16 protein-coding genes are annotated in these 15,945 nt (G+C 44.2%); 6 read left to right on the forward strand and 10 right to left on the reverse strand.

Features of this window, described 5'->3' with window-relative positions:
- Positions 1 to 75: 75 nt before the first annotated feature.
- From K4039_RS25125 to K4039_RS25145, 5 genes are all read right to left on the reverse strand, one after another.
- Positions 76 to 336, reverse strand: coding sequence for a hypothetical protein (locus K4039_RS25125; protein ID WP_265239237.1), 261 nt, complete (start codon positions 334 to 336; stop codon positions 76 to 78).
- An 83-nt stretch (positions 337 to 419) separates the two neighbouring features.
- Positions 420 to 641, reverse strand: a complete 222-nt coding sequence (locus K4039_RS25130) for a hypothetical protein (protein ID WP_265239238.1) — start codon at positions 639 to 641, stop codon at positions 420 to 422.
- A gap of 27 nt (positions 642 to 668) precedes the next feature.
- Complete coding sequence (locus K4039_RS25135) at positions 669 to 3,227, reverse strand: sigma 54-interacting transcriptional regulator (RefSeq protein ID WP_265239239.1); 2,559 nt, start codon at positions 3,225 to 3,227, stop codon at positions 669 to 671.
- A 263-nt stretch (positions 3,228 to 3,490) separates the two neighbouring features.
- Complete coding sequence (locus tag K4039_RS25140; RefSeq protein WP_265239240.1) at positions 3,491 to 4,258, reverse strand: class I SAM-dependent methyltransferase; 768 nt, start codon at positions 4,256 to 4,258, stop codon at positions 3,491 to 3,493.
- Between the two features lie 90 nt (positions 4,259 to 4,348).
- Positions 4,349 to 5,239 carry an undecaprenyl-diphosphate phosphatase gene (locus K4039_RS25145; protein ID WP_265239241.1) on the reverse strand — a complete coding sequence of 297 codons (891 nt, stop codon included), beginning with the start codon at positions 5,237 to 5,239 and terminating at the stop codon, positions 4,349 to 4,351.
- Positions 5,240 to 5,577: 338 nt separating this feature from the next.
- Here K4039_RS25145 and K4039_RS25150 point away from each other — a divergent pair, with 338 nt between their 5' ends.
- Positions 5,578 to 6,189 (forward strand): thylakoid membrane photosystem I accumulation factor, encoded by a 612-nt coding sequence (locus K4039_RS25150; RefSeq protein ID WP_265239251.1) that lies wholly within the window; start codon positions 5,578 to 5,580, stop codon positions 6,187 to 6,189.
- Between the two features lie 252 nt (positions 6,190 to 6,441).
- Positions 6,442 to 7,503 carry a mannose-1-phosphate guanylyltransferase gene (locus K4039_RS25155; RefSeq protein ID WP_265239242.1) on the forward strand — a complete coding sequence of 354 codons (1,062 nt, stop codon included), beginning with the start codon at positions 6,442 to 6,444 and terminating at the stop codon, positions 7,501 to 7,503.
- A 94-nt stretch (positions 7,504 to 7,597) separates the two neighbouring features.
- On the opposite strand, the gene K4039_RS25160 is transcribed toward K4039_RS25155, so the two are convergent.
- Together K4039_RS25160 and K4039_RS25165 are read right to left on the reverse strand one after the other, a co-directional pair.
- Positions 7,598 to 8,320 (reverse strand): hypothetical protein, encoded by a 723-nt coding sequence (locus tag K4039_RS25160; RefSeq protein ID WP_265239243.1) that lies wholly within the window; start codon positions 8,318 to 8,320, stop codon positions 7,598 to 7,600.
- A 94-nt stretch (positions 8,321 to 8,414) separates the two neighbouring features.
- Positions 8,415 to 9,023: a Uma2 family endonuclease gene (locus tag K4039_RS25165; RefSeq protein WP_265239244.1), complete on the reverse strand. Its 609-nt coding sequence runs from the start codon at positions 9,021 to 9,023 to the stop codon at positions 8,415 to 8,417.
- Between the two features lie 328 nt (positions 9,024 to 9,351).
- On the opposite strand from K4039_RS25165, the gene K4039_RS25170 reads away from it, so the two are divergent.
- Positions 9,352 to 9,510, forward strand: coding sequence for a hypothetical protein (locus K4039_RS25170; protein WP_265239245.1), 159 nt, complete (start codon positions 9,352 to 9,354; stop codon positions 9,508 to 9,510).
- 75 nt (positions 9,511 to 9,585) lie between these two features.
- Here the strand turns inward: K4039_RS25170 and K4039_RS25175 are convergent, their stop codons facing one another.
- Both K4039_RS25175 and K4039_RS25180 read right to left on the reverse strand, forming a co-directional pair.
- Positions 9,586 to 10,437, reverse strand: a complete 852-nt coding sequence (locus K4039_RS25175) for a DUF1206 domain-containing protein (RefSeq protein WP_265239246.1) — start codon at positions 10,435 to 10,437, stop codon at positions 9,586 to 9,588.
- 272 nt (positions 10,438 to 10,709) lie between these two features.
- Positions 10,710 to 10,847 carry a hypothetical protein gene (locus K4039_RS25180; RefSeq protein WP_265239252.1) on the reverse strand — a complete coding sequence of 46 codons (138 nt, stop codon included), beginning with the start codon at positions 10,845 to 10,847 and terminating at the stop codon, positions 10,710 to 10,712.
- A 563-nt stretch (positions 10,848 to 11,410) separates the two neighbouring features.
- Here K4039_RS25180 and K4039_RS25185 point away from each other — a divergent pair.
- From K4039_RS25185 to K4039_RS25195, 3 genes are all read left to right on the forward strand, one after another.
- Entirely contained in the window at positions 11,411 to 11,980 is a 570-nt protein-coding gene (locus K4039_RS25185) for a DUF3611 family protein (protein ID WP_265239247.1), read from the forward strand.
- 537 nt (positions 11,981 to 12,517) lie between these two features.
- Complete coding sequence (locus tag K4039_RS25190; RefSeq protein ID WP_265239248.1) at positions 12,518 to 14,170, forward strand: AarF/ABC1/UbiB kinase family protein; 1,653 nt, start codon at positions 12,518 to 12,520, stop codon at positions 14,168 to 14,170.
- A 48-nt stretch (positions 14,171 to 14,218) separates the two neighbouring features.
- Positions 14,219 to 14,890, forward strand: coding sequence for an SOS response-associated peptidase (locus K4039_RS25195; RefSeq protein ID WP_265239249.1), 672 nt, complete (start codon positions 14,219 to 14,221; stop codon positions 14,888 to 14,890).
- Between the two features lie 150 nt (positions 14,891 to 15,040).
- On the opposite strand, the gene K4039_RS25200 is transcribed toward K4039_RS25195, so the two are convergent.
- Positions 15,041 to 15,658: a CP12 domain-containing protein gene (locus tag K4039_RS25200; RefSeq protein WP_265239250.1), complete on the reverse strand. Its 618-nt coding sequence runs from the start codon at positions 15,656 to 15,658 to the stop codon at positions 15,041 to 15,043.
- Positions 15,659 to 15,945: the final 287 nt, after the last annotated feature.

Genomic DNA, 15,945 nt, shown 5'->3' on the forward strand with positions numbered 1-15,945 from the left:
TCAGGAGCGCAATGGAATATTGAGAGCGTTCCCTCTATCCTTTCTCTTCGCTGTGCTTATCTCAACGGTCAACTTTCAATTTGATGTATTTGCCAAAGTGAGATGCACCCGTTTTATCGGTATAAATTCACAGTTAGTGCGACTCCAACCTTGAGGATGAGGTCGATCGGTGCGGATAACTAACACGCCACCTGATTCTTCAGCGTGTTCGACAGCAACATGAAGATTTCCGCAGCCGGATTCTGCTTGTATATTAGTAGCTTGTCTTCGGATTAGCCAGACGAAAGGTTGCCCATCTACAATAATTTTTCTTGTTCCTTTTTTCGGTATTGACATAGTTTGCTTCCAGCCAGTTTACTCATGAGATTATAACGAAAAAACTCAAGCATCTGGTTCTTCAGAAGTTGTGCGAAACCCTCCTAAAGTTGAGAAAGGGGTAATGTTTGTCCAGTTATGGCTTGCTGCCAAGATTGGCGAAAGCTTGCTGCTGAAAAATCTGTATCTTCTTCTGTTGTCGTAGCTTGAGTTTCCAGGGAATGGGTGTGTTGGATAATAGTGGATAGTGTTTTAAGTAGTTCAAGTTGTTCTGTCAATGACATTGACTGAGCAAGATCGATCGCTTGTTGAAGTTGTGAAGTCATAGTAAATCCTCCTTGTTTTATTTTACATTAGCTACCCACGATCGCATACCACAAACTCACCATCAGGCACAAACTCGCTAAATGCTGGGGAATCAAAGATTTAATCGATCGCTTAGCAATTTGTTGAGTCACAAATATCGTCACCAACAATGAGACAATCAAAGTAAAACCTTGCAAAAAACTAATCACCGCCGGATCTCCTATAAAACTCGGTAAATCATCTCTAATTTGTCCGAAAGTGGCAAAAGTTACCGGAATCACTCGCCCGCCTTCCTGCAAACCCAATCGCCAATAGTGAGACAAACTACCGCCCCAGACTAGGGGTAGATATCCGTAGGCGAGGGAGACAAATGAGAGGGGTTTATAGGTTGTAAATGGGATACTTTTTGCTTGTCCCAATCGGTAAATTGCCTGCATGACGGCGTAAGCTACTAACGGAATCAGTGGCGGGATAATTAACACCGCGAGCGACATTCCTAAATGAGGTAAAAATTGCTCTAAATTGATACCCAGCCCCAACAAACTATCGATCTCCGGTAAGCGATGGAGATAGATACCGCCTAATAAGAGAAATAACAGGGCAACTTCATAACTGTGAGGAACGTGAGTTGTCCATAATTCGATTCCCGGAGGGCGCACATTTAATTCTACCGATCGATGGGGACAAGCTTTTAAGCAAGTCATGCACAAGACGCAATCTTTATTATCAGTTAATTGGGCGGGATGGGAATAAATCGGACATCCATTAGTAGTTAATCCTTCCCCCAATCCTGGGCCGCCTTTATAACATTGGTAGGTGGTGCATTCCGCCGCGCAGGTTCCTTGTTGGGCGCGTAGTTCGATGATTGAAAGTTTAGCAAACAATCCATTCATCCCTCCGATTGGGCATAAATAGCGACACCAAAACCGCCTTTCAAAAATTAGCGAAAAAATTACCGCGCCCGCCGTAATCAGCAATAACAAACAACTGGATAAATAGGCGGTATTTTCTAGATTCCACAATTCTTCCCAGAGAAATATTAGAGTAAATAGTCCGAACAGAAACCAACCACCCCATTTTTCAGCTAATTGACGCGGCCATTTATTGAGAGTTCGCGGAAAAATTTTCAGCGATAGTTTTTGGACGATTTCCCCATAAATCATAAAAGGGCAAAAGGCACACCACAATCGCCCGACAATGGGGAATAATAATAACATCAACGGCCACCACCACGCCCAAAAAATGTTGAGAGCAAAATTATGCTCTCTATCTTGGGGAGCAACAAATAGGATAATTACTACTAATGCAAATACCCAACTGGTAAACCAATAATTCACGCGATCGGGATACCAATCGCTCCGCAAAAAATGCCGAAGTTTAGGATAGATATTTAATAAATTCAGGCGAAATTTTTGTTTCTTCGCCGCCTGGGCCCAAAACACTTCTTCGGTTAGTACCTGACTTCCCTGGGCTTGAACTAAAGCGCGATCGACCATTCCCTGCAATTCCTGCAAATTACCTGGAAAATCGTAGGTTTGCAAGCGGCGAATTGCTTCTGGTGTGACTTGGGGCTTGACTAATTTCTTTTGGCGACCAAGAATATTGAGATAATAGTTAACTTGTGCCTCTAAATCTGTTTTTCGTACCCGCAAAGATGGTACTTTAATCTTGTGTTGTGTCAGCTTATCTAACTTGGGCTGCACACTTTCTGAGATTAAAATTATGCGGGCATTAGTAGAACGCGGTGGCGGTGGTATTTGTCCTTCTCTGACTACTAGGGTATAGGTTCCCTCGGTTAATAATTGCTGAATTTGGGGGCATAATTGAGCGGATAATTCTTGCACGTCATTGAAAATTAACGTCCCTTCGCCCAACCATTCCAACAATCCCGGTTTGCCGCCCAAACGCCCGAATAATTCCGCTCCATTAGCCTGAAGCAAGGCACTTTTGATCTGAATAACTGGTTCGTTGCGGCGGTGGGAACCGAAATGAATTAAAGCAGCTAAATTATCTTTTTCTAAACCAGGTTCGCCAGAGATTAATACCGATCGATTGTCGCTCGATGCTGTGCGAATTTGTTGGCGCAATTTCACTGCATAACGGCTATTTCCAATTACTCCGCGTTTCGCCCTTGGTACTAAATAGGTGCGGAGTGCGTTTTGACGCTCTCTTTCGTAGGCGATTTCTGATTCTAGCTGCTCTAATTTCGCAGCCAAGCGTTGAGCGTAGGCTTCGGTGATGCGTGGATATCTTTCTAGCAAACTGCGCCAGCGTGAGGCACTAATTACCCAAAATTGACATTCTGTACGGGCAATAATTCGACTATCTGCCGGTTGCGATCGTTGGAGGGCTGATAAATTGACGAGCGCCCCCGGTAACAAACTACTCCCCCACATTAAGCCCGGTTGTTTGCGCCGGTAGCGATCGGCTTGTCCACTTTCTAGGATGTAGAGATTGGTGACGGGCGTATCTTCGATTACCACTCGAAATCCCGTGGGAAAAGTTGCCATTTCCATTTCCAGGGCGATCGCCTGTAAAATCTCGCGGGATAATATGCCTAATTCGGTGTTCGATTCGAGCCAGTTAACTAATTTTTCGGTAGACATCGCTTAGCCTCGGCGAAAATAGAATTGTGCTGCTTGGTGTATGATAATAATAGCGGATAGCTTGTTAAAGTTTTGAATTCTTAGTGAAGCATCCATTTCGGTTCGTAGTGTGGACGGTCGTCCGCACTACGAACCTTACTGATTGCGAGCTATTGACAGGAGATGAGATCGCTTCTGATTTAAGTTGAGTCGATTGTTGGAATTAACAGCAATATTTAAATTGCTGCTAGATCAATTATTTAATTGCTTTTGCCAGTTAATTATCACTTTGCTTTTTCGCCCACAATGACAGCGATGGGAAGCGCATAATGAATTTCATCGCCTTGGAAATGCACGTCAATCCCCAGACGGTCAACACCAATATCATCTTTAAAAATTTGTCGCAGCTTATCGTCATCGCCTGGGTTTGGAAAAGAAGCAGCTAATTGTTGTTCCAGTCCCAATTCTACTTTATAAAATGCCAACTTGACATTTTGCAGATTCGCATCCGCGACTAATTTTGGCAACTCTTCCAGAGTCAAAGCACGAGTGTGAGATGGATCGCGCAGCTTCTCAATATAGTTGTAAGCATCAACTTTTTCCGGCGGCATTGCTACGTCAGCAATCAAAATGCGATCGCCCGCGCGACACACCCGAACCATCTCTGACAGCACAACCTCCGGCCGCAAAAGATGATGGAAAGCGTAACGACTCAGCACAACGGAAAAACTATCATCGGGAAACGGTAGCGTCTCGATATCGCCTTGCAACCACGAGATATTAGTCAAGTTTTTTTGCTGTGCCAAAATCTGGGCTTGTTCTAGCATTGCTGGTGTTAAATCGATGCCAGTAACGCGATCGGAAACTGCCGCAAAAGCACAAGCAACAATACCAGGGCCGCAAGCAACATCTAGAACTGTATCCTTGTCAGATACGTTGGCCATTTTCATCAGTAAATCTAGAGATTCTTGATTTGTGTGGCCATACAAGTTAGAGAATGGCACAGCCTGACGGGTGAATTGGTCGATGATGGATTTTTGATGTGCGGTCATAGTTTAATTCTATCCTTGTTTGCTGCTATTTTGTAGGCAGGAGCGACTTTAGCCGCTCCTGTAAAGCTTATTTCACCTATTAACTATTTCTCAATGCCCACCTGCGAGGGCGGTCAAAATAGCCACGCCAAAGGCAAGCCGATACCATACAAACACCCAAGTATTCTGAGTTTGTAGAAACTTCATCAGCCATGCGATCGACAAATAAGAAAATACAAACGCCGAAATAGTTCCTACTGCCAAAGTCACAACTCCAGCATTACCCATTTCTTCTCCCACAGCACCCTTCAATTCCACTAATCCCGCCAGAGTAATTGCCGGAATTCCTAATAAAAAAGAAAACCGTGCGGCGGCGGCTCTCTCTAATCCCATGAACAATCCTGCTGTTAGGGTGGAACCCGATCGCGAACACCCCGGAATCAACGCCATTGCTTGACCTAATCCCATCAAAATACCATCTTGGACGGTTAATTTTTCATAAGTGCGATCGCGCGTGCCAATTTTTTCTGCTATGGCTAACAGCAGCGACATGACGATCGAAGCAATGGCGATGCTGGCCAAACTCCTCAACGGTGACTTGTCAAAATCGGGAACCAATATCTTGATTAGCAGCCCAAAAAAGACTATCGGTATTGTTCCTAAAGCAATCCCCAAAGCCATTTTAAACTCTTGGGATTCGTAGTCACGCCGCATTACAGCGTTGACTGCACCCAAAGTTATCGTTGTCAAGTCTTTCCAAAAGTACCAAAGCACAGCCACAATGCTGCCCAACTGAATAATAGCAGTATAGGCAACCCCCGGATCGCCCCATCCCAGGGCGATCGGCACTACCTTCAAATGAGCGCTGCTGCTGATAGGTAAAAACTCCGTTAATCCCTGTACAATTCCTAAAACAATCGTCTGCACCAAATTGAGTGGAGCGGGCCCGGAAACATCAGCAGCGGGCGTTTGGGCGAGGAGTGCGTCAACCAAAGCTATCATAAGTTGTCAGTTCTCTGTTGTCAGTTTTTAGATATCAGTTAGATTTCAATACGCTTGGGATAAGACGGCGGTTGAAACCGCTTCTCGTCAAACGATGTCCGAGAGAGCGAGGGACTAAAGAGAATAACGTAATTTAAATCACCCGCTCTTCAACCTGCTTGGAGTAGGTTTTGCTTGTATAGACGCGGTTTCAACCGCGAGCGTCTTCTATCAGCAAATTGCGATCGCCGATCCGAAACTACTTTAACCTACTCAACAACATTTGCATACATTTGCTGATAAACTTAAAAAAGTTTTTGCATCTGATGAAGCCAGCCTACAGCAACTGCCAACAACCTATGATATTTTCCGAGTCCAAAAATTTAATTGTTACTGCTGCTTCTGGCATCCGGTTGCTGCGGCGAATCTTGTCAGCCAGTCTGTTAACGGTGACGCTGGCACTTAGCTTGATACTTTTCACCAGCACGCCACCAGCCTTCGCAACTCTCACAGACGATCGCTTCGACGGCACTATCTATGCCCTCTACGCCGGCAACGGTTCCCTAGTTCCTCCTAAAGTCAAGATGACAGATTCTTTCAAGCGGAAGAAACCTGTAGTGTTGGTTTTTTACACTGACGACAGCAGGGACTCCAAGCAATACGCGATCGTCGTCTCTCAACTCCAGGAATTTTACGGTCGCGCGGCAGATCTCATGCCGATAAGCGTTGACTCTTTGCCTCCAAAACCCTCACCGAAACTCACTGAACCGGGACATTATTACGAAGGATTCGTACCTCAAACAGTCATTCTAGACCAATCAGGAAAAGTAGTTTTTAACGAAAAAGGACAAATACCGTTTGAACAGGTAGACGATGCCTTGAGAAAAGTGTTTGACTTGCTACCTAGAGAAAATTCGGTAGCGCTTAAACGCCGTGTTGTGAACGAACTCAATGTCGAATTGTCGAAGTAATAAAAGACCGGGCGGTTGAAACCGCGTCTATACACACAAAACCCGAGTTCAGAGGGGTTGAAGAGTGGGTGGTTAAAATTACTTTGTCTTCCTAATGGAGCGGAAGCGGAATACCGTTCGGGAAGGCTAACGCCTACGTTTGACTCTGACGGGGTTTCAACCGCCGTTTTATCTGATTCTTGCTCAGTAATTCTTTACAAATATCCTCTGGGTATCAAGGCAAAATAGTATCAAGTATTTAAACTTTAAACCATGAGTAGAACCTTAATTCCTGTGATTCTGGCCGGCGGTAAAGGCGAACGTTTCTGGCCTCTGAGTCGCAAGCAGCGCCCCAAGCAGTTTTTGAGTCTTGATGGTAGCGGCAAGAGTTTGCTACAAGCTACTGCGGAAAGACTTTTGGAATTAGGTAATGGTTGGGAGGATTTGTGGGTGGTAACATCGGAAATGTTGGCCGATGGAGTGCGGGAACAGTTGCCGCTGTTACCTCCTGAGAATTTGCTGGCGGAACCGGAGGGCCGAGATACTGCGCCGGCGGTGGCTTGGACTGCTATCGAAACTGCGAAGCGTTACGGTGAGGATGCGGTTGTTGGTTTTTTCCCGGCGGATCACTGGATTGGGGAACCGCAGGAGTTTATCAAGACTTTGGAGGCGGCGGCGGAGTTGGCGAAGAATCAGGATGCGATCGCCACTTTGGGAGTCAAACCGAGTTATGCTTCCACTGGTTACGGCTACATCGAACAAGGCGAAGAAATTGGCACTTTTGGCGGTTTTCCGGCGTACCGCGTGGCTAGATTTACGGAAAAGCCCGATCGCGCCACCGCTGAAGAATTTGTAAACAGCGGTAAGTTTAGCTGGAATGGCGGAATATTCGTATTTCGAGTTGGCACAGTCTTGACAGAATTGCGAAATCATGTACCGAAAATGATGGCAGCTTTGGAAGCGAAAGGTGCTGCTGCTTACTCCGAATTGCCGAAAATTAGCATCGATTACGCCCTGATGGAAAAGACGCAAAAGGCTTGTGTACTGCCCGTAGGCTTTAGTTGGGACGATTTGGGAGATTGGAATGCGATCGCCCGTTTGCTGCAAGGAGACAAGCCAAATGTCGAGTTAGCAAAACACGTCGGAATTGATACCAAGAATAGCATTCTTTATGCAGCGGATGAGAATGAAGTGATTGTCACCATTGGTTTAGAAGATGTCGTCGTTGTCAGAGATGGGAATGTGACCTTAATTGTGAAAAAGGACAGGACGCAGGAGATTAAACAAGTAATCAAAGTGTTGGAAGAAGATGATAAATTGAAAGATTTGTTGTGATGTAAGTACGGCACAGATTGGGCAGGCGAATACAAAGGATAAATCACTCTTTATCCAGACTTTCGTTTCTTAATCTGTGTCGTACTTTACTATTCTACTTTGGTTGTTCGCACTTCCACTGAAGCCATTGTTTTACCAGATTCCTAATTAAAGCCTGTGCTTCTGATAGTGACATAGGTTCTTTTGGTGGATCGTTGCGATCGACACCGTGTCGTGCATCATCACCAATTGCGCTTTGACTATTAGCAGTATGCGTGAATTGCCTAATCTTATCTTTATCTATCCACTGTTTAATCCTATCAATCTTATTTTTTTCACCAGCATCTTTCTTGACAATTTCATAAACTTTGTAAAGATTAATCCAGTTATGTTCAAAGTCCCTAAATTGTCTAAAAACATTTTTAACTATCTCGTCTTCTTCTGCCAGCTTCCTCCAGGATTCAAACTCTAATTTAGGGATTATATCTTGACCGCCTTCTAGTTGGATAGAAAAAGAACAACTTGAACCCACGTTAATTGTGGCTGACCCCATAACAAACCCCTGACGCTTACCTTCTTCGTCAACTTGGTAGATGTGATCAGGCTTAAGAAGTGGAAAATCTGTAAAATGAATCATTGCAACAGCACTTATAGGTTGAAGAACTTTAGTAGCTGTCGAATGTACATCCTCCGGCTTCGTTAGTGATTCCCAGCGCGAAGAAGTTAGGTAATATTTACTATTCTCTGTGATTAAGCTCAATTCATCTGATGAACGCAGCAAGTTCGATAAATTGTCAAAATCCGACTTTTTAACATCTAGTAAAACTAGCCATTTCATTGAAAAAACCTCCTAATCGTATCAGGAATAGTAAATATTACATCAACAGCACTCATGTTTTTGACCCATGACTAAACAAATCTATTTACTTTAATTACATAATTTCTGCTAAATCCAACACAAAACCAGGCAGTACATCTTCCCCCGACACAGTGGCAGGATTTTGGAGAATTTCCACATCTTGACCGGGGCGATAAATTTCTACCCGCCGATTTTGCCTGTCAATTAACCAACCCAATCTCGCACCGTTATCAATATATTCTTGCATTTTATCTTGCAGCTTTTTCAACGAATCAGTCTTCGATTCCCTACGGGATAGCTTCGCTTCACGCAATTCGACCACAAAATCTGGACACAAAGGAGCAAAACTATCTTTTTGTTCGGGTGTTAAAGCATCCCAGCGTTCTTTTTTGACCCAAGAAGCATCAGGAGAGCGATCGGCCCCATTCGGGAGTGTAAAGCCTCCAGAAGAGTCGAATACAACTCCCAGTTTAGTTTCACGGTTCCAGACTCGGAGTTGAGATGTTAAATCGGCATTACGTATGCTAGTTTCACTGCCTGTCGGTGCCATAATAATTAATTCCCCTGATGCTGTACGTTCAAATTGATAATCGCGGTTGTTCTGACAAAGCTCCAAAAATTGCTCGTCAGTTAAGTTTATGGATAATTCAATCGAGGTTGCAGGAGATGGGATTGCAATCATGTTTTTTATAGGGTTTGAAACACATTGAGAATCTGGCTGGTAATAACTTACTCATTCAAGTCTTTGACACAACTTTTAAACTCTATAAATTTAATCATAAAAATATCATTTCGGCTTTAACTGTATATTAGCAGGAGGATTAATGCCACGACAACCGATCGCCCTCCCCCACACCCCAAAGTAGGCGCGGCGCAGCTATCCTTCTTCAGAAATTGCGCCCATTCCCGCGATTCCCTCCAAAGTTATTCCTCAAGATAATGGTCAGCTTGGTTAACAGCGCTATCCTAGTAGTTATATTGCTAGCAAAGTCGATCGACCAGGAGGCCCCTTGTTCAGCCTAGTTCAAAACACTTCTCGCAAAGGAGAAATCCTAGAAGTCGTCTTCCGCAACGGTTGGGACTACATGAAACCCATGCTTATTGCAGAAAAAACGCGATCGCGGGCGAGGGCCCAACGCCATCACCCTTTGTGGGCAAACTATATGTAGTGTGCCTCCCTAAGTCCTGTAATTCACAAAAATTGTTGTACTCAAAATTCATAACTCTCTGTATAACGGGCCAGCTTATGAGCGCAAAATTTTCCGATAGCGAGCTTCAATTACCGAGTAGATGCCATAGGCAATTAAACCCAAAGGTACGATACCCAAAATCACTGGACTAAAAGGCTGTTTTCCCAGAATTGCCAACACCTCGCCCAATCCCTTCGTTTGACTGGCATCCGATAGCCTTGCTGCTTGAATAAAGAAAAGACCGATTATAACGAAAACAATCCCACGGGCAGCAATTCCAAATCGACCCAACCGTGTCGCCCAAGTTAGCTCGTTTTGGCTCATTTCATCTAGCTTGAAATGGTGGCGGAATTTGGCTTTATATGCTTCGTAGAAATAAGAAAAACCTACACCAATAACAATTGATCCCGCCAATCCTACCAGCCATTGTCCAAATGGTTGCGCTAAAAGTTGGGCTGTCAAATCTTCGGTTGTATCCTTTTTACCACCGCCCGAACCCATTATCAGTTTTACAGCCGTTAAAGCCAAACCTGCGTAAGCTAAAGCACTGAAGGCGTAGCCAATGCGTTGGGCAATTCGCTTGGCATCCATTTTTTGTCCTTGGTGTTCTGGGTCGATAATTGTCTGAACCATACGCCAAAGGAAATAACCAATAATGCCAATCGTTACAAGAAATAGCAGAAATTTACCGAAGGGTTGGTTAACAATTTCTGATAATGCACCGCTAGTATCGGTTGTCCTGCCGCCCATACTAAAGGCTGCTTGTGCTGCTAGAAAACCGACAATAAAGTAAACTAAGCCTTTGGAAGCATATCCCAATCTTGCCAGCCGCTCAAACCAGGGATGAGAAGCTGTCCGTCGAATTGACTGTTGAATGCTGTCGGTGGGTGAGTTCTGCGGTTTCATATTTTTTGACAATGTAGTTGTTAACGACTGCTGCCATAGGCAATAGTGCATTCCTTTCCAGTTAACGGAGTTATTAAACCAATAATTTATGTTATTATTTATTGATTTAAAGATTAGCTTGTTTAGAAATGTTTTTTATCTGTCTGGAGCGGGAGTGTCAACGGCAGATTAATTGATAATTTTCACCTTTTTGGGGCTTGACAAATATAGGTTTATGGGCTATAATGGCTGGCATCATGGAGTAGTCTGTCAGCCGTCTAGTATATCTTTAATTAAATTTTTTTAACCCAAGTTTGAATAACAATTAGAATTGGCAGCGCTAAAAATCCTCCCCAAAAACCTAATAAAAATCCGAATGCTGTCAAGAGATCTAAGGTGTAAGCGGGAAGAAAAGATACCTGCTTTTTCATAATGATAGCTGTGAGAAAATTGCCTTCAAGACATTGTAAGAATGGATGCGCCCCCTTGCGGCAGTTGGGAATCAAGCATCTATTGCCAATCGTCCGAGCGATCGCACTTAACTGAAAGCAATATCATAAGTTTTTCCTCAATCATCTTCCATCAGATGGATATTTTTTTATGGCATTAGACAGATGGCAAAGTTTGGCTAGTTAGATTAAATAGAGAGAGAAGCAACATTTTGAAATGTTGAACAGGGACAATAGACCTTTTACTTAAGTCTATTTTTAAGATTCTAAATTGCCATTGTCGCAAGAAGTTGATGGTTCAGAGGAGGATATTAGGAAAATGGAATCAACCACAACGGCAGTGGCTGTGTTGAGTTCAACCTTTTATTTACCGGAAATTGCCCAAATCAGTTCTAAAATATCAGGCATCCTGCCTGTGCTGAACTGAGTTTTCAGGAGAAGTCTAATAGCTAGCCACAAGGTGGTCGCTTGCGCCAGCAAGACAAGCAGAATCTCTTTCTTGCCTCGTTTATTTTGACGATCAATTCAGCAATAAGGTGTATATAATGAATCAACCAGAATCCTTGTCACAACCGCTGACGAACACCGAATTCGTCACAACTTTTCGCTTGTTCAGTCGAGTTAGCTTCTGGATACAGTTATTCTTGGGTGCTGTTTCCGGCATTGTTTTAGTATTTGCTATGTTGGGTCGCAACATGAGTGAACAAACCAATAATAATGCAGGTATTGGTTTCGGGATAGTTTTAGCGATAGTCGGCCTTTTATTGCTGTGCTTTAGAATTTTTTGGGATTTTCGCTATAGGCTTTTAGGCAGACTTTTGCACGCCGAAAATTCCCAAGTATATCCCAGCAAAGAACATATTACTAAAACCTTACAAATTGGATTAATTTCTAGTTTGGTGGGGGTATTAATCGCGTTTGTCGCTTCTGAAGAAACAGTTGCTGTAGTCCTAGCGAAAACTCTTAGTCAACCGCAAGCGATGGCCGCTTATGCACCAGAAAATGTGATTCGTTCATTAGATATTTTTGTGACAATGGCAAACGTGAATCTGATTGGAGCTCACTTTTTTGGAGCTGTTACTTCTCTTGGGTTACTCAATTGGGTAGAGGATTAGTTGGCGGCATTAGCGATCGCTAAAGGCAAACACAGATCCTATGTGGTCAGGATTTACAAGGGCTGACCGATTTAACTAAGGTTTGTGGTTGCACTGTCTTGGCGAAAGAGAGCGAAGACAGCGCAGCTACAAGCTAAAAGTGATACTTTTCCGCGTTACTGTTTATACCAAATTTCCCGGAATATATGGCAACTGATGACTTAAATCAAAGTGAAACAACTGATGTAAGAAAAGTTTGTAGTCAACGTTAAAAACTTTTAACAATTTATCGCAAACTCAAACAATTAACAGCTACTGAACCTTGTCAATGTCGGAAAGCCAGAATTCAAACAAATCACATCGCCTGTGCAATTTTAGTCTGGACTTTCATAAAAAGAGCGCATTTAATGGGGAAAACTATCTACAACCGATCGCCCCCACATCCCAAAATTCGATCGCACCCTTTCCCCAAGTTATTCCCCAAGACACTCGTCAGCCCGGTTAACAGCGCTATCCTAGAGTTATATTGCCCTTAAACCCGATCGACCCGGAGGCCCCTTGTTCAGCCTAGTTCAAAACACTTCTCGCAAAGGAGAAATCCTAGAGGTCGTCTTCCGCAACGGTTGGGACTACATGAAAAGCCTCCTAACCGGCCGCAAAACCGACGCGCCCAGCCTCCCAACTCCCGCTGTTCTGCGCAACATCCTCGTCGAATTAGGCCCAGTTTTTGTGAAATTGGGACAATTGCTGAGTACCCGTCCCGACCTTTTACCCGCCGCCTACATCGAAACCCTCTCGACGCTACAAGCGGAAGTTCCGCCCGTACCCTGGTCGGAAGTAGAATTTATTGTCCGCAAGGAACTCAAACAATCTCTCGAAGATACCTTCGCTAAATTTAACACTCAGGCGATCGCCGCAGGGTCGATCGCCCAAACCCACAAAGCTACCTTAAAAGACGGCCGCGAAGTCGCCCTCAAAGTTCAGCGCCCCGGTATTGATATTGTCATCGAACAAGACATCGCCGTGCTCCGAGGTTTAGCAGAACTTGTCATGCTCACAGACTTCGGTCAACAATACGATATTGTCGCCTTAGCCGAAGAATTTGCGATCGCCCTGCGCGCAGAACTAGACTTCATTCAAGAAGCCAGCTACACCGACGAACTGCGCCGCAATTTATCTAAAAGTAAATGGTTCGACCCAAAACAAGTTGTTCTACCAGAAATTAACTGGGAGTTGACTACAAAAAAACTCTTAGTAATGGAATGGCTGAATGGAGTGCCGATTTTGTTAGGCGATTTGCAAGGAATTGGCCACAAAGGAGATATAAATGCCGAACGCGAAGCAATTACAACCCTGCTTTGCCGCGTTTTCTTCCAGCAGTTGTATATCGACGGATTCTTTCACGCAGACCCGCATCCAGGCAATTTATTTTATCTCAGAGACGGTCGGATTGCCCTGCTAGACTGCGGCATGGTCGGCAGATTAGACCCGCGCACACAGCAGAATTTGACAGAAATGTTACTGTCAATTGTCGATTTAGACGCTCAGCGCTGCGCTCAATTAACATTGCAAATGGCAGAATTTGCTCAGCCTACAAGTTTGGCTAATCTAGAGAATGATTTGGCTAGAATGCTGCGAAAGTATTACAATATTAGCTTGTCGCAAATGAACTTATCGGAAATATTTTATGAGGTACTGGAAATTACCAGAAACAATAAAATTAGGCTACCCAGCAATCTCGGTTTGTATGCAAAAACTCTAGCTAATTTGGAAGGATTGGCGCGTTCTTTTAATCCCAGATTCAATATTATAGAGCAGGTGAAACCGCTGATGACTGATATGTTTCGGCGTCAGTTATTGGGAGATGACCCGATACAAGCTCTGTTGAGAACAGCTCTGGATCTGAAAAGCTTATCTTTGCAATCTCCGCGACAGGTGGAAGTGCTTTTAGACAGGGTTACTTCGGAGACTTTGAAGTGGAACTTGAGCATAAAAGAACTCGATCCGTTGCGCCGCACTTTGGGGGATTCTGCGAATCGGCTTTCTTTTAGTATTGTTGTAGGTTCGCTGATTGTGGGGGCGGCAATTATTTCTTCTAATGCACAAACTGCTCAGCTATCTTTTTTGAGCAATGGTTTGTTTGGGGCGGCTAGTTTTTTGGGTTTTTGGTTAATTCTTAGCATTTTGCGATCGGGCCGTTTGCGGAGTTGATTCTCAAGGGGAAATGGGGGAAATCTGGAGATGTACCAACTATAAATTATGTGCGGACGATTCACTTTAAATACTTCAGCGCAAATCATCGCCGAATTCTTCAAACTGTCGGAAGTTCCCGATATCAAACTGCGATACAATATCGCCCCAACTCAATCAGTGGCGACAGTTACAGTTTCTCCCCAGCAAATGCAGCGACAGTTCCAATTTATGCGCTGGGGCTTGATTCCGAGTTGGGCAAAGGATCTGAAAATAGGCAGTAAGATGATTAATGCGCGATCGGAAACTGTAGCCGAAAAACCTGCTTTTCGCAGCGCCATCAAGCACAGGCGATGTTTGATAGTTGCTGACGGTTTCTACGAATGGCTACCCCAGGGAAAGCACAAACAGCCTTACTATTTTCAAATGGCGGAGGGCGAACTTTTTGCTTTTGCGGGTTTGTGGGAAAATTGGCAATCTCCCGAAGCAGAAAACATTGTATCTTGCACTATAATTACTACCGCTGCTAACGAAACAGTGCAGCCAGTGCACGATCGAATGCCGGTGATTCTCCCTGAGTGCGCCTGGGAAAAGTGGCTCGATCCTGCTGTTAACAGTGCTCAGGAAGTTTTGCCGCTGTTAAAGCCGTATGCTGCCACAGCCATGACAGCAAAGGCCGTAAGTGCGATCGTCAACAGTTCCAGCAAAGACAGTCCTGAGTGCATTCAAGCAATTGAATAAACGCAGTCATTAGTCAGCAGTCATTAGTCAGCAGTCATTAGTCAGCAATTAAAACTTAATAAATGTCGCACAAAGATTGCTCGCTTATAACAACAGCTAACAACTAACAACTAATGACCAATGACCAATGACTGCTGACTAATGACTAAATTAACTGTCGTACATCCGTGCTTCGGCAGCTTCGGGATTCTCCTCGCAATACTCGTCAAAAGCCGTTTTGTCAAGCTTCATCGATCGCTGATGAGCAGCCTCAGCCTGCATTTCCTCTACAATGTCCCAAGCTACAGCACACTCTCTAGAAGTAGCGCCTTTCTGGGCACAGACAGTTCTGGCATCCGCGATCGCATTTTCGATTTCTTCCTCAAATAAAACACTCTTCGGCTTATCAACAAAATCGCTTTTTGTCAAAATATCCGTTACCGAAATAATGCCAAGCAGTTTGTCCTTAATAACCGGAGCTCGGCGGATTCGGGTATTCGCGAACAACCTCGCCACGTATTCCACGCCCAAGTCGGGATTCACCGTGATGCACGGTTTGGTCATAATCTCGAAGACGCGGACTTTTTGCGGGTCTACTCCGTAGGCTGTTACTTTGTAAACAATATCCGTTTCCGTGACAATGCCGTAGGCGTCTTGTTCGTGGCGGCGTTCCACAATTAATGCGCGCAGACACAGTTCGTTCATCATCGCCACTGCTTCAGCTACCGTTGCCGAACCGCGAATGGTAACAACTTCAGTTGTCATAATATCTTGTGCTTTCATCATCATTTTTTATTGCTCCCCGTTTATAAAGTCTAGTTCGTCCCGATTTGGGGGCGACAATTTGATTTGCTATCATCATAAAACTTCAGGACTGAGGCGACTGTTACGATAAGTCAAGGGAGGCCAAGAAAGTTCGGCAACGGATTGTGTAACGGATTTAACGGATTTAATGGATTTAACCGATCAATATTCAGAGAAGAAGGAAAATTCTCCCAATTCTCCCATATCCCCATCTCCGCATCTCCCATCTCCCCATCTCCCCATCTCCCCATCTCCCACTCTCCCCATTTCCC

The organism is Lyngbya sp. CCAP 1446/10 (assembly GCF_026130175.1).
GTDB lineage: Bacteria > Cyanobacteriota > Cyanobacteriia > Cyanobacteriales > Microcoleaceae > Microcoleus.